Here is a 19316-nt window from a genome sequence, read left to right on the forward strand (position 1 = left end):
GATATTTATGAGTCGAAGAGCATATTATTTTAATTCTATAAACAACTTTATATTAGAGGATGATGAGCGTGTTCTCGGCCAATTATTGATTAATGATGAGTTTGAAACTACTGATCTCCAAAAGATGGCTTGGAGATCTGAAATTCAAATTTTAAAGGAACAATTAGTCGAGTTTTTGCAAGGTGATATTATTTTCGAATATAGCATTCCTAGAATGGGACATAGGGTAGATGTGATATGCATAATAAATGGAATTATTTTTCTTCTAGAGTTTAAGGTAGGAGATAAAGAGTACAAGAAATCTACCAGCGATCAGGTGATGGATTATGCGTTGGATTTGAAATACTTTCATGATAAAAGTGGGACTAGGTATCTTGTTCCTATCAATGTTTCAACAAGGGCTGTAGGAAAACAGAATGAATATTACTGTATGACAGATAATATTTATAACACACTTTTTTGTAATAAAAATAATATTGGCAGTACTATTCGAGAAGTTATTTCAAGAATTAATGACACATCTTTATCTGCACTGGAATGGATAAATTCAAGATATGCTCCGACACCGACCATCATTGAGGCTGCGCAGGCATTGTATAGAAAACATGGTGTTGAAGATATTTCTAGGAATGATGCTGGTGCAAAAAATTTAACGATTACAACAGAGACAATTTCTAATATAATTGATCAGTGTAAGAAGAATAATGAAAAAGCTATATGCTTTGTTACAGGTGTCCCTGGTGCTGGAAAAACACTTGCTGGATTAAATATAGCGAATGAACGTCATCGTTTTAATGAAGATGAACATGCTGTTTTTCTTTCAGGAAATGGTCCGCTGGTTGATGTTTTGCAAAATGCGCTTGCGATAGATCGCGCAGAGAGAGAAGGAATAACTAAGAAAAATGCTCTTAGAGAAACAAAAGCTTTTATTCAAATTATTCATAAGCTTAGAGATGATGCTTTGACAACAGACATAGCACCTGTAGAGAATGTGGCAATTTTTGATGAGGCCCAAAGATCATGGGATGAAGAATCGCTCACTGATTTTATGAAGCGCAAAAAAGGAATTCCTGATTTTAATCAATCAGAGCCGGAATTTCTGATTAGTATTATGGATCGACATAAAGATTGGTCTGTTATAGTTTGTCTTGTAGGTGGGGGACAGGAAATATATAACGGAGAGGCAGGAATTCAGGATTGGTTTAAAACTTTATCTGATAATTATTCAGACTGGAAGATATATCTGTCAGATAAAATTACAGATACAGAATATGTAGGTGAATCAGATATATCGACGTTGTTGCATGGACGAGAGTATCGTAGCATTCCAGATTTGCATTTAGGAGTTTCATTACGTTCGTTTAGGAGTGAAAAATTAGCTCTTTTCGTAAAACTTTTATTAGATGAAAGAGCGGAAGATGCTCATGGAGTTTATTGCGAGCTTAAGCAATCATATCCAATTTACATTACACGTGATTTAGAGATAGCAAAAAAATGGGTGAAAAATCAGGCTCGTGGAACAGAAAGGTATGGGCTTTTAGCAAGCTCAGAGGGAAAAAGATTAAGAGCTGAAGGTATATGGGTTCCATCAACTATAAATCATGTTGGATGGTTTTTGAATGGAAAGGATAATGTTGACTCATCATATTACTTAGAAGTGGCAGCGTCAGAATTTAAAGTACAAGGTTTAGAAGTTGATTACGCGATACTAGCATGGGATGCTGATTTTAGATATACGACAAAAGGTTTTGATTATTTCAAGTTTAGGGGTACGAATTGGAATCATGTCAATAAGGAGCAAAGGAAGAGATATCTAAAAAATGCTTATCGAGTTTTACTAACCAGAGCACGACAGGGATTGATCATATATGTTCCAGAAGGATCAGATGAAGATCCATCAAGAAACAGTATTTATTACGATAGAACTTTTCAATATTTGAAAAAAACAGGTATTGAAGAAATTTAGAATCTATTAATAATATTCAAACGGATATAGGGGTTGAGACCTTGAAATCCAGCAACTCGACCTCGTGGAGTGTATTGGCCCATCAGTGAAAATAGGTCGATAGCTACAAAGAAAAATATGTGCAAGTACCAGTGGCCACAAACTCAAGAGTCTTGAGACAGTGGCAAGGTGCTAGTACATAAAAGTGGCGGAATGATTATAGTAGCATGCGGTACGTATAGACTGTTTCCCGAATACTTCAACAGACAAGACCTTGATATGGTTGTCAAAAATCACATTTTTCCTGTACCTTGGAAAGTGTAAAAGTGGATATTCAGGAAGCGTTGACCTGTTCCCTAATTGATATGATATGTTTACGCATACAGAAGCCTATTTTGACATCAATTCGCAGGTATCGTGCCAGGTTGAGTGTGTTGCTCTGCTCGTAAAAGGCTAGAAACCTTTAGTGAAAGGATTTTTAACTCCTTATATCCCCGTCTACATAAAAACGACCATCTAAGTTGGTAAATAACTTCAGGAGGTTTATACGCTATGCTTAGATCTTATGTAACTAAAAAGTATTTATTCTTCTATTTTGTGGCGATTATGATTACTTGGCTGGAGGCTGTCATTACACCAGCTTTGATTCAGTATATTGTCTCTAGTTTTACCAATCACCAGTTGCATTTGCTGTGGCAGGTCTTGACTTGGGGGATTGTGGGGAATTTGATTCTCTTGCTGGGTTTGGCGGGGAAACGCTATTACTATGCACGAGTGCTGACGGACTTTAAGTCGGGCATTAAGCAGGCCATCTTTCAGACTTTCTTATATAGCCGTCGGATAGCGGATGAAGAGGTTTTGTCCGACCTGGAAAATGATGTGAAACAGCTAGAAGATAATTATATTGAGCCTACTGTCATTATCATTTCTTCTTTGGGATTTACAACCGTCTCTATCTGTTATGCTCTCTGGACTAATTTTTATCTCGGCTTGCTCTTTATCATTTTTTATTCGATACCGGTTCTTTGCAGTGGAATTGGCTCTAAACGCTTGGATACGATTACTAAGCACAAGTCCATGGCTAACCAGGGCTATGTCTCTCAAGTGACCAATATGATTGCGGGTGCTCGTTCCATACGGCATTATCGGGGACAAAGCTTGTTTTACAATCTTTTTTCCAAAGATTTGCACAAGGCTTTAGATCAAGAAATCGCCTATGAAAAGCAACGGACTTTAAACAGTCTCTTTATCAATGGGATTGATGCCTTTTGCTCGGTCGCTCCTATTGTCATTGGTGGTTTCATGACTTATTATAACTACCTATCTGCAGCCAGCTTTGTTGGAATTTACCTAGTATCGCATAATATCGGCTACCAATTTCAGGAGCTATCTTACTTTATCAATACTAGAAAATCAGCCAAGTCTCTCTGTGATAAATATCAAAAACTGCTGGGAGAGGAGTTGACAAAGCCTTCTGCTCTTGAAGGTTCCGTCTTTCCTATCCAGCTAGAGCAAGTCAGAGTAGAGTGTGATGGCCAAGAAATCTTAGCCCCTTGCGATCTTACCATTGAGGAAGGAGAAAAGATTGCCATTATCGGAGAAAGTGGGTCTGGGAAAACAACCTTATTGAACCTAATCTATGGTGAAATCAAGCCTAGTCAAGGTCGGATTCGCTACCATGGACAAGAGCTAAGCTCGGATGAACTTTATCAGGCAGGAGCCTACATTCTCCAGTCCAGTCATGTCTTTGATGGTTTGAGTCTAGAGGGAAATATTGCTTTGGGACAAGAATTGGATTCCGTTAGGATGGAGGAGATCCTGCAGCAAACCGGTCTGAAAGCTCTCCAAGGCAAAACACCCAGCAACCAAACCCTTTCAGGTGGTGAGAAGCAGCGGCTAGAAATTGCCCGCGCGCTCTATCACAATCGCCAATTTATCCTGGCTGATGAGGTCAAGGCCAATCTGGATCTTAAAAATCAAGAGAAAATCAGTCAGCTTCTCTTCTCTTTCCCACAAGCAGTCGTAGAAGTGATTCATCACTATAGCGAAGAGGACTTGAAACGCTATGATAAGGTGATAAAATTGGAGAGATAGCTGGATGCATAGATTTCAGAAAGGAGTGGCAGAGGCCACTCTTTTTTTCTTTTTGTGGGTTGGAAAATAAGATGATTAGCTTTTTTCCCATTTATAATATACAATAATATTGATTCCGATTTGGAGATTGGAATTTATATTGTTCGATAAAAAAATATTGATGACGTCGTACTAAATCAAGGAGGAATATTGTTTTGACTGATTCTGCTAAAATAGATAGAAAGTATTTTTATACTACAATCATTGGTTTGTTTCTAATGGCAGTGTTGTCTTTGACAAAGATAATATCTGAACTTTCTTTATCAGGTCTCACTGTACTGATTGGTATTCTCTTTTTCTTTGTTCTTGAACATTTTGATAAAAAAACACATATAGAATCAGGTTTGCGCTTTAAATCATTTTTCGATGATCTGAAAAAACAAGGAGTAATTCTTTTGGTCTTGCTTCCTGTAGGATCTGCTGCAGCAACTTTGCTTATCGGCGATATGGTATTTAAGGGTGCTTTTGCTAGTCATGTTTTGGGAAGAACGGATGGTATGTTGTCCTTCGATAAAATACCACTCCTTATGATTCAAATAATAATCGCAGCCTTTGGGGAAGAAATTGCATGGAGAGGTTTCTTTCTTGGTAAGTCAATGAGAATTCTACCATTTTGGCTTTGTGCCATTCTGTCTTCTTTATTGTTTGCGATAGCCCATATTTCTAGTGGAAGCGTTGGACTTGTAAGCTACGATATTTTCATGATTTTTGTTGATAGTATCATCTATGCAATGATTTATAAAAAGTCTGGTAATTGTTTGATTTCTGCACTTTCTCATATTATCGGCAATGCAACAGGAATTCTTTTGCTAATGATGTATAGCTAGAAAGGTTTTAATGTCATCTAGCTAATAAAAAATTTTCATTTTAGGACAGTAATGGTCACTATCAGTAAAAGTCGGCTAGATGACTTGATTTAGAAAAGTAAGGAATCTTTCTAAAAACTTGAATAACTAAAAGCCTTGTCTCCAAGGCTTTTTAACTTGCTCATAAACTAGCCCATAGCTTGCAATCCTTTTTTTAAAATAGTATACTAGGGCTAGTCTATGGAATCGTTTGCATAAATTTGAAGCGACTTTAAGAAATAGAAATATTTAGGAGATAAAAATATGGAATTAACAGCCATTTATCATAGACCGGAGTCGGAGTATGCCTATCTTTATAAAGAAGGTCAAGTGCATATCAGAATTAGGACTAAGAAAGATGATGTAGAGAAAATCGTTTTGCACTATGGCGATCCCTTTATTTTTCTTGAGGATTCTTATGAAGATGTGAAAGAGATGGTCAAAGTGACCTCTGATGCCTTATTTGATTATTGGCAAGTAGCAGTCTCTGTGCGCTTTGCTCGGATTCAGTATTTGTTTGAGCTTAAGGATAAAGAAGGTCAAAGCGTCTTGTATGGAGATAAAGGTTTCACTGACAATAGTCCAGAAAACCTTGCTTTAGAGGGCAACAGATTTAAACTCCCTTATATTCACGAAATTGACGGCTGCCAGGTTCCTGATTGGGTTTCAAAAACGGTCTGGTATCAGATTTTCCCAGAACGATTTGCCAATGGAAATGCTGAACTTTCGCCAGAGGGAGCGTTATCTTGGAATGCTGCTATCAGTCCTAAGACTACGGATTTCTTTGGTGGGGATTTACAGGGGATTATTGACCATCTGGATTATTTGCAAGACTTGGGCATTACAGGGCTTTACCTCTGTCCCATCTTTGAATCGCCAAGTAATCACAAGTACAATACGACGGATTACTTTGAAATTGATCGATACTTTGGGAACAAGGAGACTTTCCGTCAACTGGTGGAGCAAGCTCATCTGCGTGGGATGAAGGTCATGCTGGATGCGGTTTTCAATCATATTGGCGATCAATCCGCTCAATGGCAGGATGTTCTCAAGCACGGTGAAAAGTCAGCTTACAAAGACTGGTTCCACATTCAAAAGTTCCCAGTGATGAATGACAAGCTTATGAATCCCAAAGAACTCCCTTATCATACCTTTGCCTTTGCCAGCTATATGCCTAAGTTAAACACGGCAAATCCTGAGGTGAAAGACTATCTCTTAAGCGTTGCGACCTATTGGATTGAACATTTTGACATTGATGCTTGGCGGCTGGATGTGGCCAATGAAGTTGATCATCAATTCTGGCGAGATTTCCGCAAGGCTGTTTTGGCCAAAAAGCCTGACCTTTATATTCTTGGAGAGGTTTGGCATACGTCTCAGCCTTGGTTAAATGGAGATGAGTTTCACGCGGTCATGAACTATCCTCTATCCGATAGTATCAAGGACTACTTTTTGAGCAGGAGCAAGAAGACCAGTCAATTCATAGCTGAGATTAACTGCCAGTCCATGTACTACAAGCAGCAGATTTCTGAGGTCATGTTCAATCTCTTGGATTCGCATGATACAGAGCGCATCTTGACGACAGCTCAAGGAGATATCCAGCTTGTCAAATCCGCACTCGCCTTTCTCTTTTTACAAAGGGGAACGCCTTGTATTTATTATGGGACTGAGCTAGAATTGGGCGGAGGTATGGATCCGGATTGTAGACGGGTTATGCCTTGGGATAGGGTGTCCGATAGTAATGACATGCTCAATTTTATGAAAAACTTGATTCAGCTTCGCAAGGTTGTTGCGGATATCATTCAGCATGGGAGATATAGTCTAGAAGAAATCGCTCCTGATGCGCTGGCTTTAGAATGGCAACATGATCATCAAGCAATCCGAGCCATTTTTAATCAGTCCAAAGAGAATTATCTCTTAGACAGAGATTCAGCTGATTTGGTGAGTCGATGCCAAACTGATGACGAGAAACTTGTCATCTTACCAAAGGGATTTGTAGTTTATTGTGATGAGTCTAAAAAGTAATGGAATAGAAATAAAGGAATCCGAACAAACAAGGTCTTAAAAATTCCTTCTTTAAAAGTGTTAGAATTTTTTCATGGTGGTGTAAGATGAAATCAAAAGGACTTCTGAAGAAAAAGTTGATTAATCTAGCTAGTGGGGAGTTGGTCGCTGTTTTAGTATTTTGGATGAATTTTTTTCTGCTTAAAAAGTGGATTCTTACTACTAAAGCCTTCATTTCTATTTCCTTCTCCTTGTTTCTCCTAACTTTTATCTTGATACAGGGTTCCGTTTTTTGGTTGATTTTAATCAAGAGGATTTCCAATCCAGGATTTGCTGAAAAGTATACAGGACAAATTTACAAGATATTGAAGAAATTGGATTTTATTTTACTAGCTACGGGAATTTTTGTGATATTATTGAATCACGGAGAATTTTCCATATTGTTCATTTCTTTAGGGATTTGGATGTTTGCTCTTATAGAGTGGGTAAATTACTATCAATTGCAATTGTCATACAGCTTGAATCCTGCTGTTTTATGGAGATACTTTCGACATAGGAAATTGAAAAAGAGTAAAATAGCAAAGGAAATTGAGAAAATCCTATAAATGCTAAGTATTAGCAAAATGATTTCCAAGAGCCGAAAGATGCAAGGAGTGCAATCTTATGCCTAGACCGAAAACTAAAGAAGATTTGATGCTAGCTGCTAAGGAAAACTATGAGAAGTTACAAACTCTCATTTCCAAATTGTCTGATGAAGAGTTAAATACGCCTTTTGATTTTTCTCGGGATGCAAAGAAGAAAGAGCCCCATTGGAGACGAGATAAAAATGTAAGAGATGTTTTGATTCACCTCTATGAATGGCATCAGCTCTTGTTGAATTGGGTGCATTCCAATCAAAAGGGTCAAGAGCAGCCCTTTCTTCCTGCGCCCTATAACTGGAAGACTTATGGAGAGCTGAATCTGGAATTTTGGCAGAAGCATCAAAAGACTTCTCTAAAAGAGGCAACTCAGCTGTTTCAGAAATCGCATCAAGATGTTTTGGAGTTGGCAGACACATTTACAAATCAAGAATTATTTTCAAAAAATGTCTATAAATGGGTTGGAGGGACTGTATTAGGTTCCTATTTTGTAAGTGCTACTTCCAGCCATTATGACTGGGCCATGAAAAAGTTGAAGGCTCATCAGAAAAATTGTAAAGCAAAATAGTTAATTGAATACGAGTAGTGGAGAAGAATAAAATATGAAAAAATACAGCAAAATAATCATGTCCTGCGCCTGTCTAGTTATGGCTTTTGGACTGGTGGCATGCGCTAGTTCGCAGAAAAATAAAGAAACAAGTCAAAATACATCGACTTATTCAAATCTAAACAGTAAAAAGAGTGTCGAAGAAGTGAGGAGTTTGTTAGCAGCCGACTTGGATAAAGACAGTGTCGATAACTTTGTTAATCTAGTCAATGACTACAATGGACTTGTTGGTTCTACTGGATTAAGGGGCGATTTCACTAAGTTTACCAAAACAGAATATGACGTAGAAAAAATCAATCCTCTATGGCAGGCAAAAAAGGGCGATTTTATCGGAACAAATTGTCGGATTAATACTTATACTTTGCTGAAAAATAGCATCGAAATCCCTCAAATCGAAAAAGATGACGAACTCTTGTTCATAGATAATGATTCGATTGACAAGGGGAAGCTCTTTGATGCAAAAGATAAGGAAGATTTTAATATTCTGTTTTCAAGAGTTAAGACTGAAGCGACTCAAGATGTCAAAGTCCATGCTAAGAAGATGGAGGAATACTTCAAACAGTTCAAGTTTAATGAAAAGGCTCGAATGCTTTCAGTCATTGTCCACGATAATCTTGATGGTGATTCTCTCTTTGTAGGGCATGTCGGCGTCTTGGTTCCAGATAAAGATGGCTACTTATTTATCGAAAAGCTGACATTTGAAGAGCCTTATCAGGCAATCAAATTTGCGACCAAGGAAGATGTCTACAAATACTTGCAGACCAAATATAAGAACTACACAGGGGAAGGTTTGGCCAAGCCCTTTATCATGGACAATGATAAGTGGGTAGAGGGTAAGTAGTGTGCTTCAGTTAGTATTAAGAAAATAGAACTGGGAGATTTAGGGTATGGAATTAAATGATTTTACTGAAAAAGAGCAAGAGCAGATCAATCAAGGGCTCAGCACCGCAGAAATTTCTGATAAGGAAGCTGCCAAAAAGATTCTTGCACTCGTGCCCAAGGAATGGATTAAAAGGATTCCTTTCTTCGTGAGAGGGCATGCGACGACCAAGACGGTTGAGCGAGTTGCCAAGCAATATCCTCAGCTATACGCTGTCGCTAAGCGGCAAGGCGAACTTCCGGACAAGGAAAGAGAAGAATTGCGCGTGATTATGACAGAGATTTTTGAAGAAAAGATGAATAAGCATAAGATTAAATGAGTTCTTACTTTGAAAGAAGTAAGAGCCTTAGGAAGTCACTGGAAGCAGTGGCTTTTTCATTTGTTTATGGACATGAAGAGGCTAGTTATTAAAGCTCTATTTGGACGTTGAGTTCTAATCGGGCTTTGGGACTATTCTCCATGAGAATTATTGGCAAAAATGGTATAATGTTCCTATATTTTCTAGAGGAAAAGGCAGGCTATGAAATTACTTTATACAGATATTCGCCATTCCTTAACCAAGGTCTTGGTGGCGGAGGCCGAGAGCTTGGTGGCGACCGGTAAGCGAGTCTTTTATATTGCGCCAAATTCGCTTTCTTTTGAGAAGGAGCGGGCGGTTTTGGAGTGCCTGAAGAACAAGGCTTCTTTTGCCATTACAGTGACGCGCTTTGCCCAGATGGCTCGGTATTTTGTCCTCAATGATGTTCGGCAAGGGCAGAGTTTGGACGATATTGGTCTGGGAATGCTGATTTATCGGACCTTGACAGAGTTAGATGATGGAGATCTTAAGGTCTATGGCCGGATTAAGAAGGATCCCCAGTTTATCCAGCAGCTGATGGACCTTTATCATGAACTGCAGACCGCTCAGATGTCCTTTGCGGATTTGGAATTTCTTGAGGAGCCTGAGAAGCGAGAGGATCTGGTCAAGATTTTTACTGCAGTGACTGCTGCTCTGAATAGGGGCGATTTTGATTCGTCTTCTCAGATTGCTGCTTTTGCACAGCATATTCTGGCTGGTGATACGGATGAGGAGTTGGAGAATTTGGCCCTGGTCATTGATGGCTTTACTCGTTTTTCTGCCGAAGAGGAATACCTGGTCGGTCTCCTGCATCGAAAAGGTGTGGAGATTGTTATCGGGACCTATGCCAGCCAAAAAGCCTATCGAGCAGCTTTTCGTGAGGGCAATCTCTATCAGGCAAGCGTGGATTTTTTGAGAAAGCTGGCCGAGGACTATCAGGTCAAGCCTGACTATATCTCTCATGCAGAAGCAGAAGATGCCTTTGGACGGATTTCTAAGATCTTAGAGAGTCGTTATGACTTTTCAGAATCAACGGTTAGTCTTAGTGAGACAGACCGCTCGCAGCTCCAAATTTGGGCTACTATGAACCAGAAAGAAGAGCTGGAGTATGTGGCTAAGTCCATCCGACAGCGGGTTCATGATGGTGTGCGCTATAAGGATATTCGTCTGCTTTTGGGAGATGTGGAAGCCTACCAGCTTCAGCTCAAGACCATTTTTGATCAGTATCAGATTCCCTACTATCTGGGGCGGAGCGAGTCAATGGCCCAGCATCCGCTGGTCCAGTTTGTCGAATCTTTGGAGCGGCTCAAACGCTATAATTTCCAACTGGAAGACCTGCTCAATCTCTTAAAGACGGGGCTCTATGGCGATTTGACTCAAGAAGAGCTGGATCATTTTGAGCAATATCTGCGCTTTGCGGACATTAAGGGGGCAGGCAAGCTAGCCAAGGATTTCACGGCCAATAGCCAAGGGAAATTTGACCTAGACTGTCTCAATCATATTCGTCGCCGAGTCATGACTCCGCTGCAAGACTTTTTCAAATCCCGTAGTCAGACGGCGTCTGGTCTCTTAGCTAAGTTTACGGAGTTCGTCCAAGCAGCCCGTTTGTCTGACAATTTGACGGCTCTACTACAGGGAGAAAGTCAGCAGGAGCAGGAGCGCCATGAGGAAGTCTGGAAGGCTTTCAGTCATGTCTTAGAGCAGTTTGCTCAGGTCTTTGCAGATAGCAAGGTCAAACTGGATGATTTTCTGGCCTTGGTCTTGTCAGGTATGCTTTTGTCTAACTATCGGACGGTACCAGCGACGGTAGATGTGGTCAAGGTCCAGTCTTATGACCTGATAGAGCCTTTAGCAGCTCCTTACGTCTATGCGATTGGACTGACCCAGGAGCGTTTTCCGAAAATCGCACAAAACAAGAGTTTGCTCAGTGATGAAGATCGGGCTCGGCTCAATGACGCAACGGATTCTCAGGCGGAACTCCAGATTGCCAGCTCAGAAAATCTCAAGAAGAATCGCTATACGGCTCTGTCGCTGATGAATTCTGCTACCAAAGAGCTGGTCTTGTCTGCGCCAGCCTTGGTCAATGAAGTAGAGGACAGCATGTCGACCTATCTGCTGGAATTGACTGCAGCACCGATTTCCTTGCCCATCATTGTCAAAAAGCCTCAGGCTTCCAGTGATGATATTGGCAGCTACCGAGCTTTGCTTTCTCAAATCATCGAGCTCCACCAAGAGGAGATTGACCGAGAGTGGACAGCAGAGGAGCAGACTTTTTGGGCGGTGGCTGTGCGGGTTCTCCGCAAGAAATTGGCAGCAGAAGGCATCAGCATTCCGCAAATCAGCAAGGAACTGAAAACGGAGACTCTGCAGTCGGAAACTTTGCAAGCTCTCTACCCTCAGGAGCAGCCCCTCCGACTTTCAGCCTCTGCTCTCAATGAATATTTCCGGCATCAGTATGCTTATTTTCTCAAGTATGTTCTACGCCTGCAGGAAGAGTGGACCATTCATCCAGATGCTCGCAGTCATGGGATTTTCCTCCATCGGATCTTTGAAAAGGTCCTGCAGGATGATTCGTCTGCCGATTTTGACCGGCGTTTAGCGCAGGCCATGGAAGAGACCAGCCGAGAGGCCGAGTTTGAGAGCATCTACAGCGAGTCAGGTCAGACCCGTTTTGCGCGCCAGCTCTTACTAGATACGGCGCGGGCGACCGGTCGTGTGCTGGCTCATCCAAGCGGGATTGAGACTATTGGCGAGGAGACTGGCTTTGGCTCAGCTTCTACGCCTTTCCTGACCTTGGAAAATGGCAGAGCAGTAACCGTGAGCGGTAAAGTGGATCGGATTGACCGTCTGACCAAGACCGAGAGTTTGGGAGTGGTGGACTATAAGTCTGGCGATATTAAGTTCAGCTTTGAAAAGTTCTTTAATGGACTGAATTCTCAGCTGCCGACCTATCTGGCAGCGATTGAGGAGTTAGCAGACTATCAAGAGGATAAGGGAACTTTTGGCGCCATGTATTTGCAGATGACCGATCCGATTGTGGCGCTTAAAGATACCAAGACCTTGGCTGATGCAGTCAATCAGTCTATGAAACCACTGCAGTACAAGGGACTTTTTGTGGCAGATGCTGTCAAGGAGCTTGGTCCGCTCTATGAAAAAAATAAGACCAACTTGCTGAGCCAGGAAGACTTGGACTTGCTGCTGGCCTACAATGCTTATCTCTATAAAAAAGCTGCAGAAGGCATTCTATCAGGTCACTTTGCAGTCAATCCTTATACAGAGAATGGACGAAGCATTGCTCCTTATGTAGAGCAGTTTAAGGCCATTACTGGCTTTGAAGCCAATCTCCATTTGGGACAGGCACGGCAGCTAGAAAAGCTAGATGCAAGCAAATTTGATAGGCGGCCGACTGGTGAGAAGTTGCGCCAGGCCTGGCTAGAAAAGATGAGGGAGGAGATGGAAAAATGAAGAGACTTCCTTTTTTAACTGCAGAAGAGATTGCTCTTAAGCAAGCCCAAGAAGCTGCTTCGGACAAGCCACAGAAAAAGACGGCAGAGCAGATTGAGGCCATCTACTCCTCTGGCCAGAATATTCTGGTCTCCGCTTCGGCCGGCTCGGGTAAGACTTTTGTCATGGTCCAGCGGATTATTGACCAGATTCTTAGAGGTGTTGCGGTCAGCCAGCTCTTTATCTCGACCTTCACTGTCAAGGCGGCAGGCGAGCTAAAAGAGAGGCTGGAGAAGGAACTGGGACAGGCCTTGAAAGAGGCCGAGAGTCATGAACTCAAGCAACATCTAGCCCAGCAATTAGCTGACCTGCCCAATGCCGATATTGGCACTATGGACGCCTTTACCCAGAAAGTGCTGAGTCGCTATGGTTATCTGCTTGGGTTAGCACCAAATTTTCGGATTCTCCAGTCTGCCAGTGAGCAGCTGATTCTGCAAAATGAAGTTTTCAGCCAAGTGTTTGACCGTTACTATGACAGCGAGCGTCAGGCTTTGTTTAGCCGTTTGGTAAAGAACTTTACTGGTAAGCGCAAGGATTTATCAGGCTTCCGGGAGCAAGTTTATCGGATTTACAGTTTTCTGCAGTCAACTAGCAGTCCTCAGCGCTGGCTGGAGGAGACCTTCCTCTGTGGTTATGAGCACAGTGACTTTTCAGCAGAGAGAGAGAGGATATTTGACCAAATCAAATCAGCCCTTTGGGAGCTGGAAGCTTTCTTTTCCGCCCATTTGGAGCATGAAGGAAGAGAATTTGCGGGTGCTAAATATCAGGAAAATGTCCAAAATGCTCTGACCCTTTTATCAGGCTTGAATGAGCTGTCCTCGATAGAAGAAACAGATCAGGTTCTCAAACAGATTGTGGCACTTTCCCAACTGTCCAATGGCCAGGCCTTTACAGCTCGGGTTGGCAAGAATGCAGACGAGCTCAAAAAAGAGATGGCCAAGGACTACAATGAGGCCAGGAAGCCTATGATTGAGCGACTGCGAAGCTTTGACCAGCAGCTTTATCAACTGGACTTTATTGAGCAGCATCAGGATGAGTGTCTGCCTCTGGTTGAGCTTCTGCGGGACTTTGTGGCGGACTTTGCACAGGCTTACTTGGAGCGTAAGAAAGCAGAAAATGCCTTTGAATTTGGTGACATCAGCCATTTTGCTATTGAGATTTTAGAGACATTCCCAGAGGTGCGTCGCTTTTATCAGGAACGCTACCACGAGGTCATGGTAGATGAGTATCAGGATACCAACCACACGCAGGAGCGCATGCTGGACTTGCTGTCAAGAGGGCAAAATCGCTTTATGGTGGGGGATATCAAGCAGTCTATTTACCGTTTCCGTCAAGCTGACCCGCAGATTTTCAGTGATAAGTTTAAAGCCTATCAAGAGGATAGCAGTCAGGGCAAGCTAATCGTCCTTAAGGAAAATTTCCGCAGTCATCTTGAGGTGTTGGAAGCGACCAATGATGTTTTTAAACGCCTGATGGATGAAGAGGTGGGAGAAATTGACTACAATGAAACCCATTATCTGGTGGCTGGCAATCCAGCCAAACGTGAGCCTAATCCGGCTAACCGCGCTTCCTTCTTAATCTATGAAGGCTCCAAGGAGAGTCCGGAAGATGAGGCTGATGAAGGCTTGCCACAGGCAGTATCAGCTGGGGAAGTGGATCTAGTCATCAAGGAAATCATCCGCCTGCACAATGAAGAAGGAGTGGCTTTTAAAGATATTACGCTGCTGACGGCTTCCAGAACCCGCAATGATTTGATTTTAGCTACCTTTGAGCAGCACCAGATTCCGCTGGTACCAGATGATGGCGCCGCAAACTATCTGCAGTCAGTAGAGGTATTGGTTATGCTAGATACCCTGCGGACCATCAATAATCCGCTGAATGACTATGCCCTGACCGCCCTTCTCAAGTCTCCCATGTTTGACTTTGGCGAGGACGAGCTGGCTCGGCTGTCCCTGCAGGCCAGTCAAGAGCATTCTCAGGAAAATCTTTATGAAAAGCTGGTTAATGCCCTTGAAGGAAGAGGTTTGCACCCTGCTTTAGTCACCCAGGAACTGCAGAAAAAGCTGCAGCATTTCCATGATACCCTGCAAGGCTGGCGGACTTATTCCAAGACGCACTCCCTGTATGATTTGATTTGGAAGATTTACCAGGACCGTTTCTACTATGATATGGTGGGGACTCTAGTCAATGGTGCCCAGAGACAGGCCAATCTCTATGCTCTCTCTTTGCGGGCCAATGAGTATGAAAAGTCTAGCTTTAAAGGCCTGTCTCGCTTTATCGGGATGATTGACCGTATCTTGGAAAATCAGCATGATCTAGCCAGTGTGCCAGTGGCGGCGCCCAAGGACGCCGTTCGTCTCATGACCATTCATAAGAGTAAGGGACTGGAGTTTAAGTATGTCTTCCTGCTCAATATGGACAAGGCCTTCAACCGTCAGGATAGCAGCTCTGCTATTATCCTTAGCCGAGCCAAGGGAGTCGGCATCAAGTATGTGGCGGATGTATCGGTGTCTGTGGAAGACCCCTATGCGCCAAATCAGCTGCGCATTTCCATAGATACGCTGCCTTATCAGCAGAATCTAGCGGAGCTGCAGTTGGCTAGTCTGTCTGAGCAAATGCGCTTGCTTTATGTGGCCATGACGCGGGCTGAAACCAAGCTTTATCTGGTCGGGAAGGGCAGTCAAGAGGCCTTGGAGAAGCGTCAGTGGGGCAAGAGCCAACAAGGGCGTTTGTCTGCCAGTCTGCGCAGCCAGCTCAACAATTTCCAAGACTGGCTCTATGCCATTCAGGCTGTTTTTTCTGATGAGAATCTTGCCTACGAGACCCGTTTTGTCACTGATGAGGAGCTAACTGCTGAAGAGATAGGGCGAATTAATGAGCCTGTGCTCTTTCCAGCGGATGATTTGGCAGATAATCGTCAGTCGGATGATATTCGTCGGGCTCTGGATATTTTAGAAAGCGTGGATCGACTGAATAGCCAGTATCGCTCTGCCATTGAGCTGCCAAGTGTGCGAACTCCAAGCCAGATTAAGAAGTTTTATGAGCCAATCATGGATATGGATGGTCTGGATATCATGGATGAGCGAGCAGCTTTTCGGCCGCAGCCCAGCTTTGAGTTGCCTGATTTTGGCAAGAAAGCCAAAGTGACTGGGGCTCAAGTCGGCAGTGCCGTTCATGAACTCATGCAGCGGATTCCTTTGGATAGTCGTCCCAGCATGGCTGTACTTCGTTCTGCCTTGGATCAGGTTCAGGCCGATGAAGCGGTCAAAAAGCAGATTCAGCTGCCTAAGATTGCATCGTTTTTCGAGACGGATTTGGGGCGACTCTTGATTGAGAACAGTGACAGAGTTCGTCGAGAAGCACCATTTGCCATGCTCAAGAGGGATGACGCTAGCGGTCAGAACTTTGTTTTGCGGGGGATTTTGGATGGCTATCTGTTTTTTGAGGACCGAATCATTCTCTTTGACTACAAGACGGATAAATACAAAGAGCCATCTGAGTTAATTGCTCGCTATCGTAGCCAGCTAGACTTATATGCTCAAGCTCTCAGCCGTTCTTACGGCATTTCGCAGATTGAAAAATATTTGATTCTGCTGGGTGGTGAACAGCTACAGGTAGTTAGGGTGGATTGAGTTTTACTTGAAAACTAAAATTTTTGAAAATTTAATACAATATTCTTGATTAACTTTATAGAAAGAGATAATGTAATGATAGAACTTACAAAAGGTTTTGATGAGTATGTAAATCAAATTGTGGGGCGACAAAATTCGAATAATTTACCTGATTCTAATTTTAAAGATGGATTATTTGAATTAGATAAAAATAAATATCAGCTATATAATCAGTGCATTGTTTTTGAAAATGAAATTTTTTTCCCTCATGCTTTTTTAAGAAGAAATGGGAGGGGAAATTTTTTAGGTATTATTCAAGAACTAAATTATCAGATTAAAAGAGGAAATGTTGTCCAAATTAGATTAGATCCTTTTGAGAAGAGACAAATTGAAAAACTTGACGAAATAAATGCTATTCTTGAACATGATTCGTGGTTTGGACCTAAGTTTTCAAATGACATTTTAGATAAAAATGATAATTTCAGTGTCACCTTACATTGCACAAATAAAGATGATAGTGCTGTAAAAAGATATCCTGTCATATATACAATTTTTCGACCATCTTGGCTTGACAAGAATAAAAATATTATCCAATACTATATAGAAGAATTATTGTTAACAAAATCTGACAAAAAATCTTTTTTAGACAACCCAATTCCTTATTGTAGTGAAAATTATGTCGTTCAAAAATTTGTTCATTTCACTTATGATAGGAATGAAAAAATATTTGAACATATTGATGCATCTGTTAGAATTTTTGAATTCGAAGAATATCAAAAAATATTTGCGCAAATTGAAAGTGGTAAAATTTATGACAAGCACATACCTGGTGTAGAACGTTATAAGCTTTTTAAAATACAGGGTAGGTTGGAGCTTAAAGATATGGCAAATATTTTGAAATTGTACCTTTATGGAAATCAACATATTAGTGAATATTTTGGTTCAGAATGATATTTGGAGGAGCGAATATGAGCCAATTAGAACGGATTCAAAAAATGGAAAAGCACCTGAATAAATATTCTCAGGTATTGGCAAGAGCCCAGGAAGCTTTAGCTGAGCTGGAGCGCTGCCAGTCAGATTATATCCAGCTGAGGGACTACTATACTGGTCAGAATTTTTTTGATGATTTAGAATACTCAAATAGTCCAGAATTCCCTGAAAATATAGCTTGCGGCGTCTTAAGCGAAGATGCTGTCTATGACCTGATGGGGGAGCATTTTGAAACTGCAATTAATCTGTTGGATTTGTCTAGCTCTATGCTGAAAGAACGTTAATTTATTTAGAAAGGAAAAAATAATTAATTTTTTTCAATTTTCCTCTTGCTTTTTAATAAAAATTCATGTAGAATATTCAACAATAAATTGAAAGCGATGAGAGAAAAAGTCTAAGACAAGAAACAGAGAGTGCCTAATGGTGAGATGGCATGCAATCCTTAGACGACACATTCTTGAGTGCGGGTGCGAAATCAGTCAGCAGTCTGAGACTAGTGTCCGACGGCTGATTGCCGTTATCAATCTGGAGTCTCGTACTCCCAGAGGGTCCTCAGGCGACTGAGGTCCGAATAAAGGTGGAACCGCGTGTCAACGTCCTTGCAAAGTTTTTTTGCGAGGGCTTTTTATTATATTTAAATTAGAAGATTAACCTATTTTCCTTTGGCAAAGCGGTAAACTTCGTCTTCAATTTTTTAGAAGTCCAAAAATAAGTGTCAGATAATGGCTAGTGTGTGAAAGAGAGGTGGCAAGATGGTTATGCTAAAAGGTCTCAGGCAGATCAATCCCTATGTAGCGGGGCAGCAGCCCAATGAGCCAGACATGATTAAGCTCAATACCAATGAAAATGCTTATGGACCGAGTCCTAAGGTGGCAGAGGCCCTGCAGAACTTTGATGCCCAGGACTTGCGCAAGTATTCCAGTTTGGATCAGGCAGAGCTCTGTCAGGCTTTGGCGACAAACTTGGGTGTATCACCCGACCAGCTCATTATCGGCAATGGGAGTGACGACATCTTGTCCATGGCTTTCCTGGCTTTCTTTAACAGCGGCGAGTCGGTCTTATTTCCGGACTTGACCTATGGTTTTTACAAGGTCTGGGCGGACCTCTACCATGTTCCTTTTCGAGAAATCCCACTGACAGCTGATTTTGAGGTCCATCCGTCAGATTATTTTGGAGATAACGGCGGCATTATCCTAGCTAATCCCAATGCCCCGACGGGGATTTATCTGCCACTGAATCAGTTGGAAGAAATTCTAGCGTCCAATCAGGATGTGGTAGTGGTGGTGGATGAGGCCTACATTCACTTTGGCGGTCAATCTGCTCTGCCTCTTCTAGACACCTATCCCAACCTCTTTATCACACGGACCTTTTCCAAGGACGCAGCCTTGGCTGGTCTGCGGGTGGGCTACGGCATCGGGCATCCAGACTTAATAGCTGTCATGAAAGCCGTTAAGGACTCCATCAATCCTTACTCAGTGGATATGTTAGCAGAGCGCTTAGCCCTTGCGGCAGTGGAAGATTGGGATTATTATCTCGAGACCGGTCGAGCCATCCAAGAGACCCGAGATTGGTTTGTTGAGGAATTGGCTGCGCTGGATTTCCAAGTCCTGCCCAGTCAGACCAACTTTGTCCTAGCGCAGCCTACTAGAATCTCTGCAGCAGAGCTTTTCCAGCAGCTAGAAGAGAGTCGGATTTATGTGCGGTATTTTCCAAAAGCAGAACGAATCAAAGACTTCCTGCGTATCTCTATCGGACGGCGAGAGGAGATGGAGACAGTTCTAGCAGCTATCAAAGAAATTTGCAGCTGCTGAGAGTTTGACTCAAA

General features: G+C 42.1%; 13 protein-coding genes. All 13 read left to right on the top strand.

Features of this window, described 5'->3' with window-relative positions; all coding sequences use genetic code 11:
* Positions 1–7: 7 nt before the first annotated feature.
* Entirely contained in the window at positions 8–1966 is a 1959-nt protein-coding gene (locus HMPREF1150_RS08185) for a DUF2075 domain-containing protein (RefSeq protein ID WP_009659384.1), read from the top strand.
* Positions 1967–2497: 531 nt separating this feature from the next.
* Positions 2498–4039 carry an ABC transporter ATP-binding protein gene (locus HMPREF1150_RS08180; RefSeq protein ID WP_009659432.1) on the top strand — a complete coding sequence of 514 codons (1542 nt, stop codon included), beginning with the start codon at positions 2498–2500 and terminating at the stop codon, positions 4037–4039.
* 194 nt (positions 4040–4233) lie between these two features.
* Positions 4234–4905 (top strand): CPBP family intramembrane glutamic endopeptidase, encoded by a 672-nt coding sequence (locus tag HMPREF1150_RS08175; RefSeq protein WP_009659367.1) that lies wholly within the window; start codon positions 4234–4236, stop codon positions 4903–4905.
* 282 nt (positions 4906–5187) lie between these two features.
* On the top strand, positions 5188–6945 hold the full coding sequence (locus HMPREF1150_RS08170; protein WP_009659411.1) for a glycoside hydrolase family 13 protein: 1758 nt from the start codon (positions 5188–5190) through the stop codon (positions 6943–6945).
* An 86-nt stretch (positions 6946–7031) separates the two neighbouring features.
* Positions 7032–7529 (top strand): hypothetical protein, encoded by a 498-nt coding sequence (locus HMPREF1150_RS08165; protein WP_009659457.1) that lies wholly within the window; start codon positions 7032–7034, stop codon positions 7527–7529.
* Positions 7530–7587: 58 nt separating this feature from the next.
* Positions 7588–8130: a ClbS/DfsB family four-helix bundle protein gene (locus HMPREF1150_RS08160; protein ID WP_009659396.1), complete on the top strand. Its 543-nt coding sequence runs from the start codon at positions 7588–7590 to the stop codon at positions 8128–8130.
* 34 nt (positions 8131–8164) lie between these two features.
* Positions 8165–9010, top strand: coding sequence for a DUF4300 family protein (locus HMPREF1150_RS08155; protein WP_009659449.1), 846 nt, complete (start codon positions 8165–8167; stop codon positions 9008–9010).
* A 46-nt stretch (positions 9011–9056) separates the two neighbouring features.
* The gene (locus tag HMPREF1150_RS08150; RefSeq protein WP_009659455.1) at positions 9057–9368 is read left to right on the top strand and encodes a hypothetical protein; all 312 of its coding nucleotides are present in this window, start codon (positions 9057–9059) and stop codon (positions 9366–9368) included.
* A gap of 201 nt (positions 9369–9569) precedes the next feature.
* Positions 9570–12851 (top strand): ATP-dependent nuclease subunit B, encoded by a 3282-nt coding sequence (gene rexB / locus HMPREF1150_RS08145; RefSeq protein ID WP_009659430.1) that lies wholly within the window; start codon positions 9570–9572, stop codon positions 12849–12851.
* A complete protein-coding gene (gene addA, locus HMPREF1150_RS08140) occupies positions 12848–16522 on the top strand; it encodes a helicase-exonuclease AddAB subunit AddA (protein WP_009659401.1) in 3675 nt (1224 codons plus the stop codon). The genes rexB and addA overlap by 4 nt, the downstream gene beginning before the upstream one ends.
* Positions 16523–16597: 75 nt before the next feature.
* A complete protein-coding gene (locus tag HMPREF1150_RS08135) occupies positions 16598–17452 on the top strand; it encodes a hypothetical protein (protein WP_009659440.1) in 855 nt (284 codons plus the stop codon).
* A 17-nt stretch (positions 17453–17469) separates the two neighbouring features.
* Positions 17470–17775 (top strand): DUF4298 domain-containing protein, encoded by a 306-nt coding sequence (locus HMPREF1150_RS08130; protein WP_009659391.1) that lies wholly within the window; start codon positions 17470–17472, stop codon positions 17773–17775.
* Between the two features lie 468 nt (positions 17776–18243).
* Complete coding sequence (gene hisC / locus HMPREF1150_RS08125; RefSeq protein ID WP_032905392.1) at positions 18244–19302, top strand: histidinol-phosphate transaminase; 1059 nt, start codon at positions 18244–18246, stop codon at positions 19300–19302.
* Positions 19303–19316 lie beyond the last annotated feature (14 nt).

Origin of the sequence: Streptococcus sp. AS14 (assembly GCF_000286495.1) — a bacterium.
Taxonomy (GTDB): Bacteria; Bacillota; Bacilli; order Lactobacillales; family Streptococcaceae; genus Streptococcus; species Streptococcus sanguinis_P.

What these genes read in the sequence shown, in the direction of transcription:
- HMPREF1150_RS08150 (WP_009659455.1), top strand. Translation starts at nt 9,057, where the DNA reads ATGGAATTAAATGATTTTACTGAAAAAGAGCAAGAGCAGATCAATCAA.
- HMPREF1150_RS08185 (WP_009659384.1), top strand. Translation starts at nt 8, where the DNA reads ATGAGTCGAAGAGCATATTATTTTAATTCTATAAACAACTTTATATTA.
- hisC (WP_032905392.1), top strand. Translation starts at nt 18,244, where the DNA reads ATGGTTATGCTAAAAGGTCTCAGGCAGATCAATCCCTATGTAGCGGGG.
- HMPREF1150_RS08155 (WP_009659449.1), top strand. Translation starts at nt 8,165, where the DNA reads ATGAAAAAATACAGCAAAATAATCATGTCCTGCGCCTGTCTAGTTATG.
- HMPREF1150_RS08135 (WP_009659440.1), top strand. Translation starts at nt 16,598, where the DNA reads ATGATAGAACTTACAAAAGGTTTTGATGAGTATGTAAATCAAATTGTG.
- HMPREF1150_RS08170 (WP_009659411.1), top strand. Translation starts at nt 5,188, where the DNA reads ATGGAATTAACAGCCATTTATCATAGACCGGAGTCGGAGTATGCCTAT.
- HMPREF1150_RS08130 (WP_009659391.1), top strand. Translation starts at nt 17,470, where the DNA reads ATGAGCCAATTAGAACGGATTCAAAAAATGGAAAAGCACCTGAATAAA.
- HMPREF1150_RS08160 (WP_009659396.1), top strand. Translation starts at nt 7,588, where the DNA reads ATGCCTAGACCGAAAACTAAAGAAGATTTGATGCTAGCTGCTAAGGAA.
- HMPREF1150_RS08180 (WP_009659432.1), top strand. Translation starts at nt 2,498, where the DNA reads ATGCTTAGATCTTATGTAACTAAAAAGTATTTATTCTTCTATTTTGTG.
- rexB (WP_009659430.1), top strand. Translation starts at nt 9,570, where the DNA reads ATGAAATTACTTTATACAGATATTCGCCATTCCTTAACCAAGGTCTTG.
- addA (WP_009659401.1), top strand. Translation starts at nt 12,848, where the DNA reads ATGAAGAGACTTCCTTTTTTAACTGCAGAAGAGATTGCTCTTAAGCAA.
- HMPREF1150_RS08165 (WP_009659457.1), top strand. Translation starts at nt 7,032, where the DNA reads ATGAAATCAAAAGGACTTCTGAAGAAAAAGTTGATTAATCTAGCTAGT.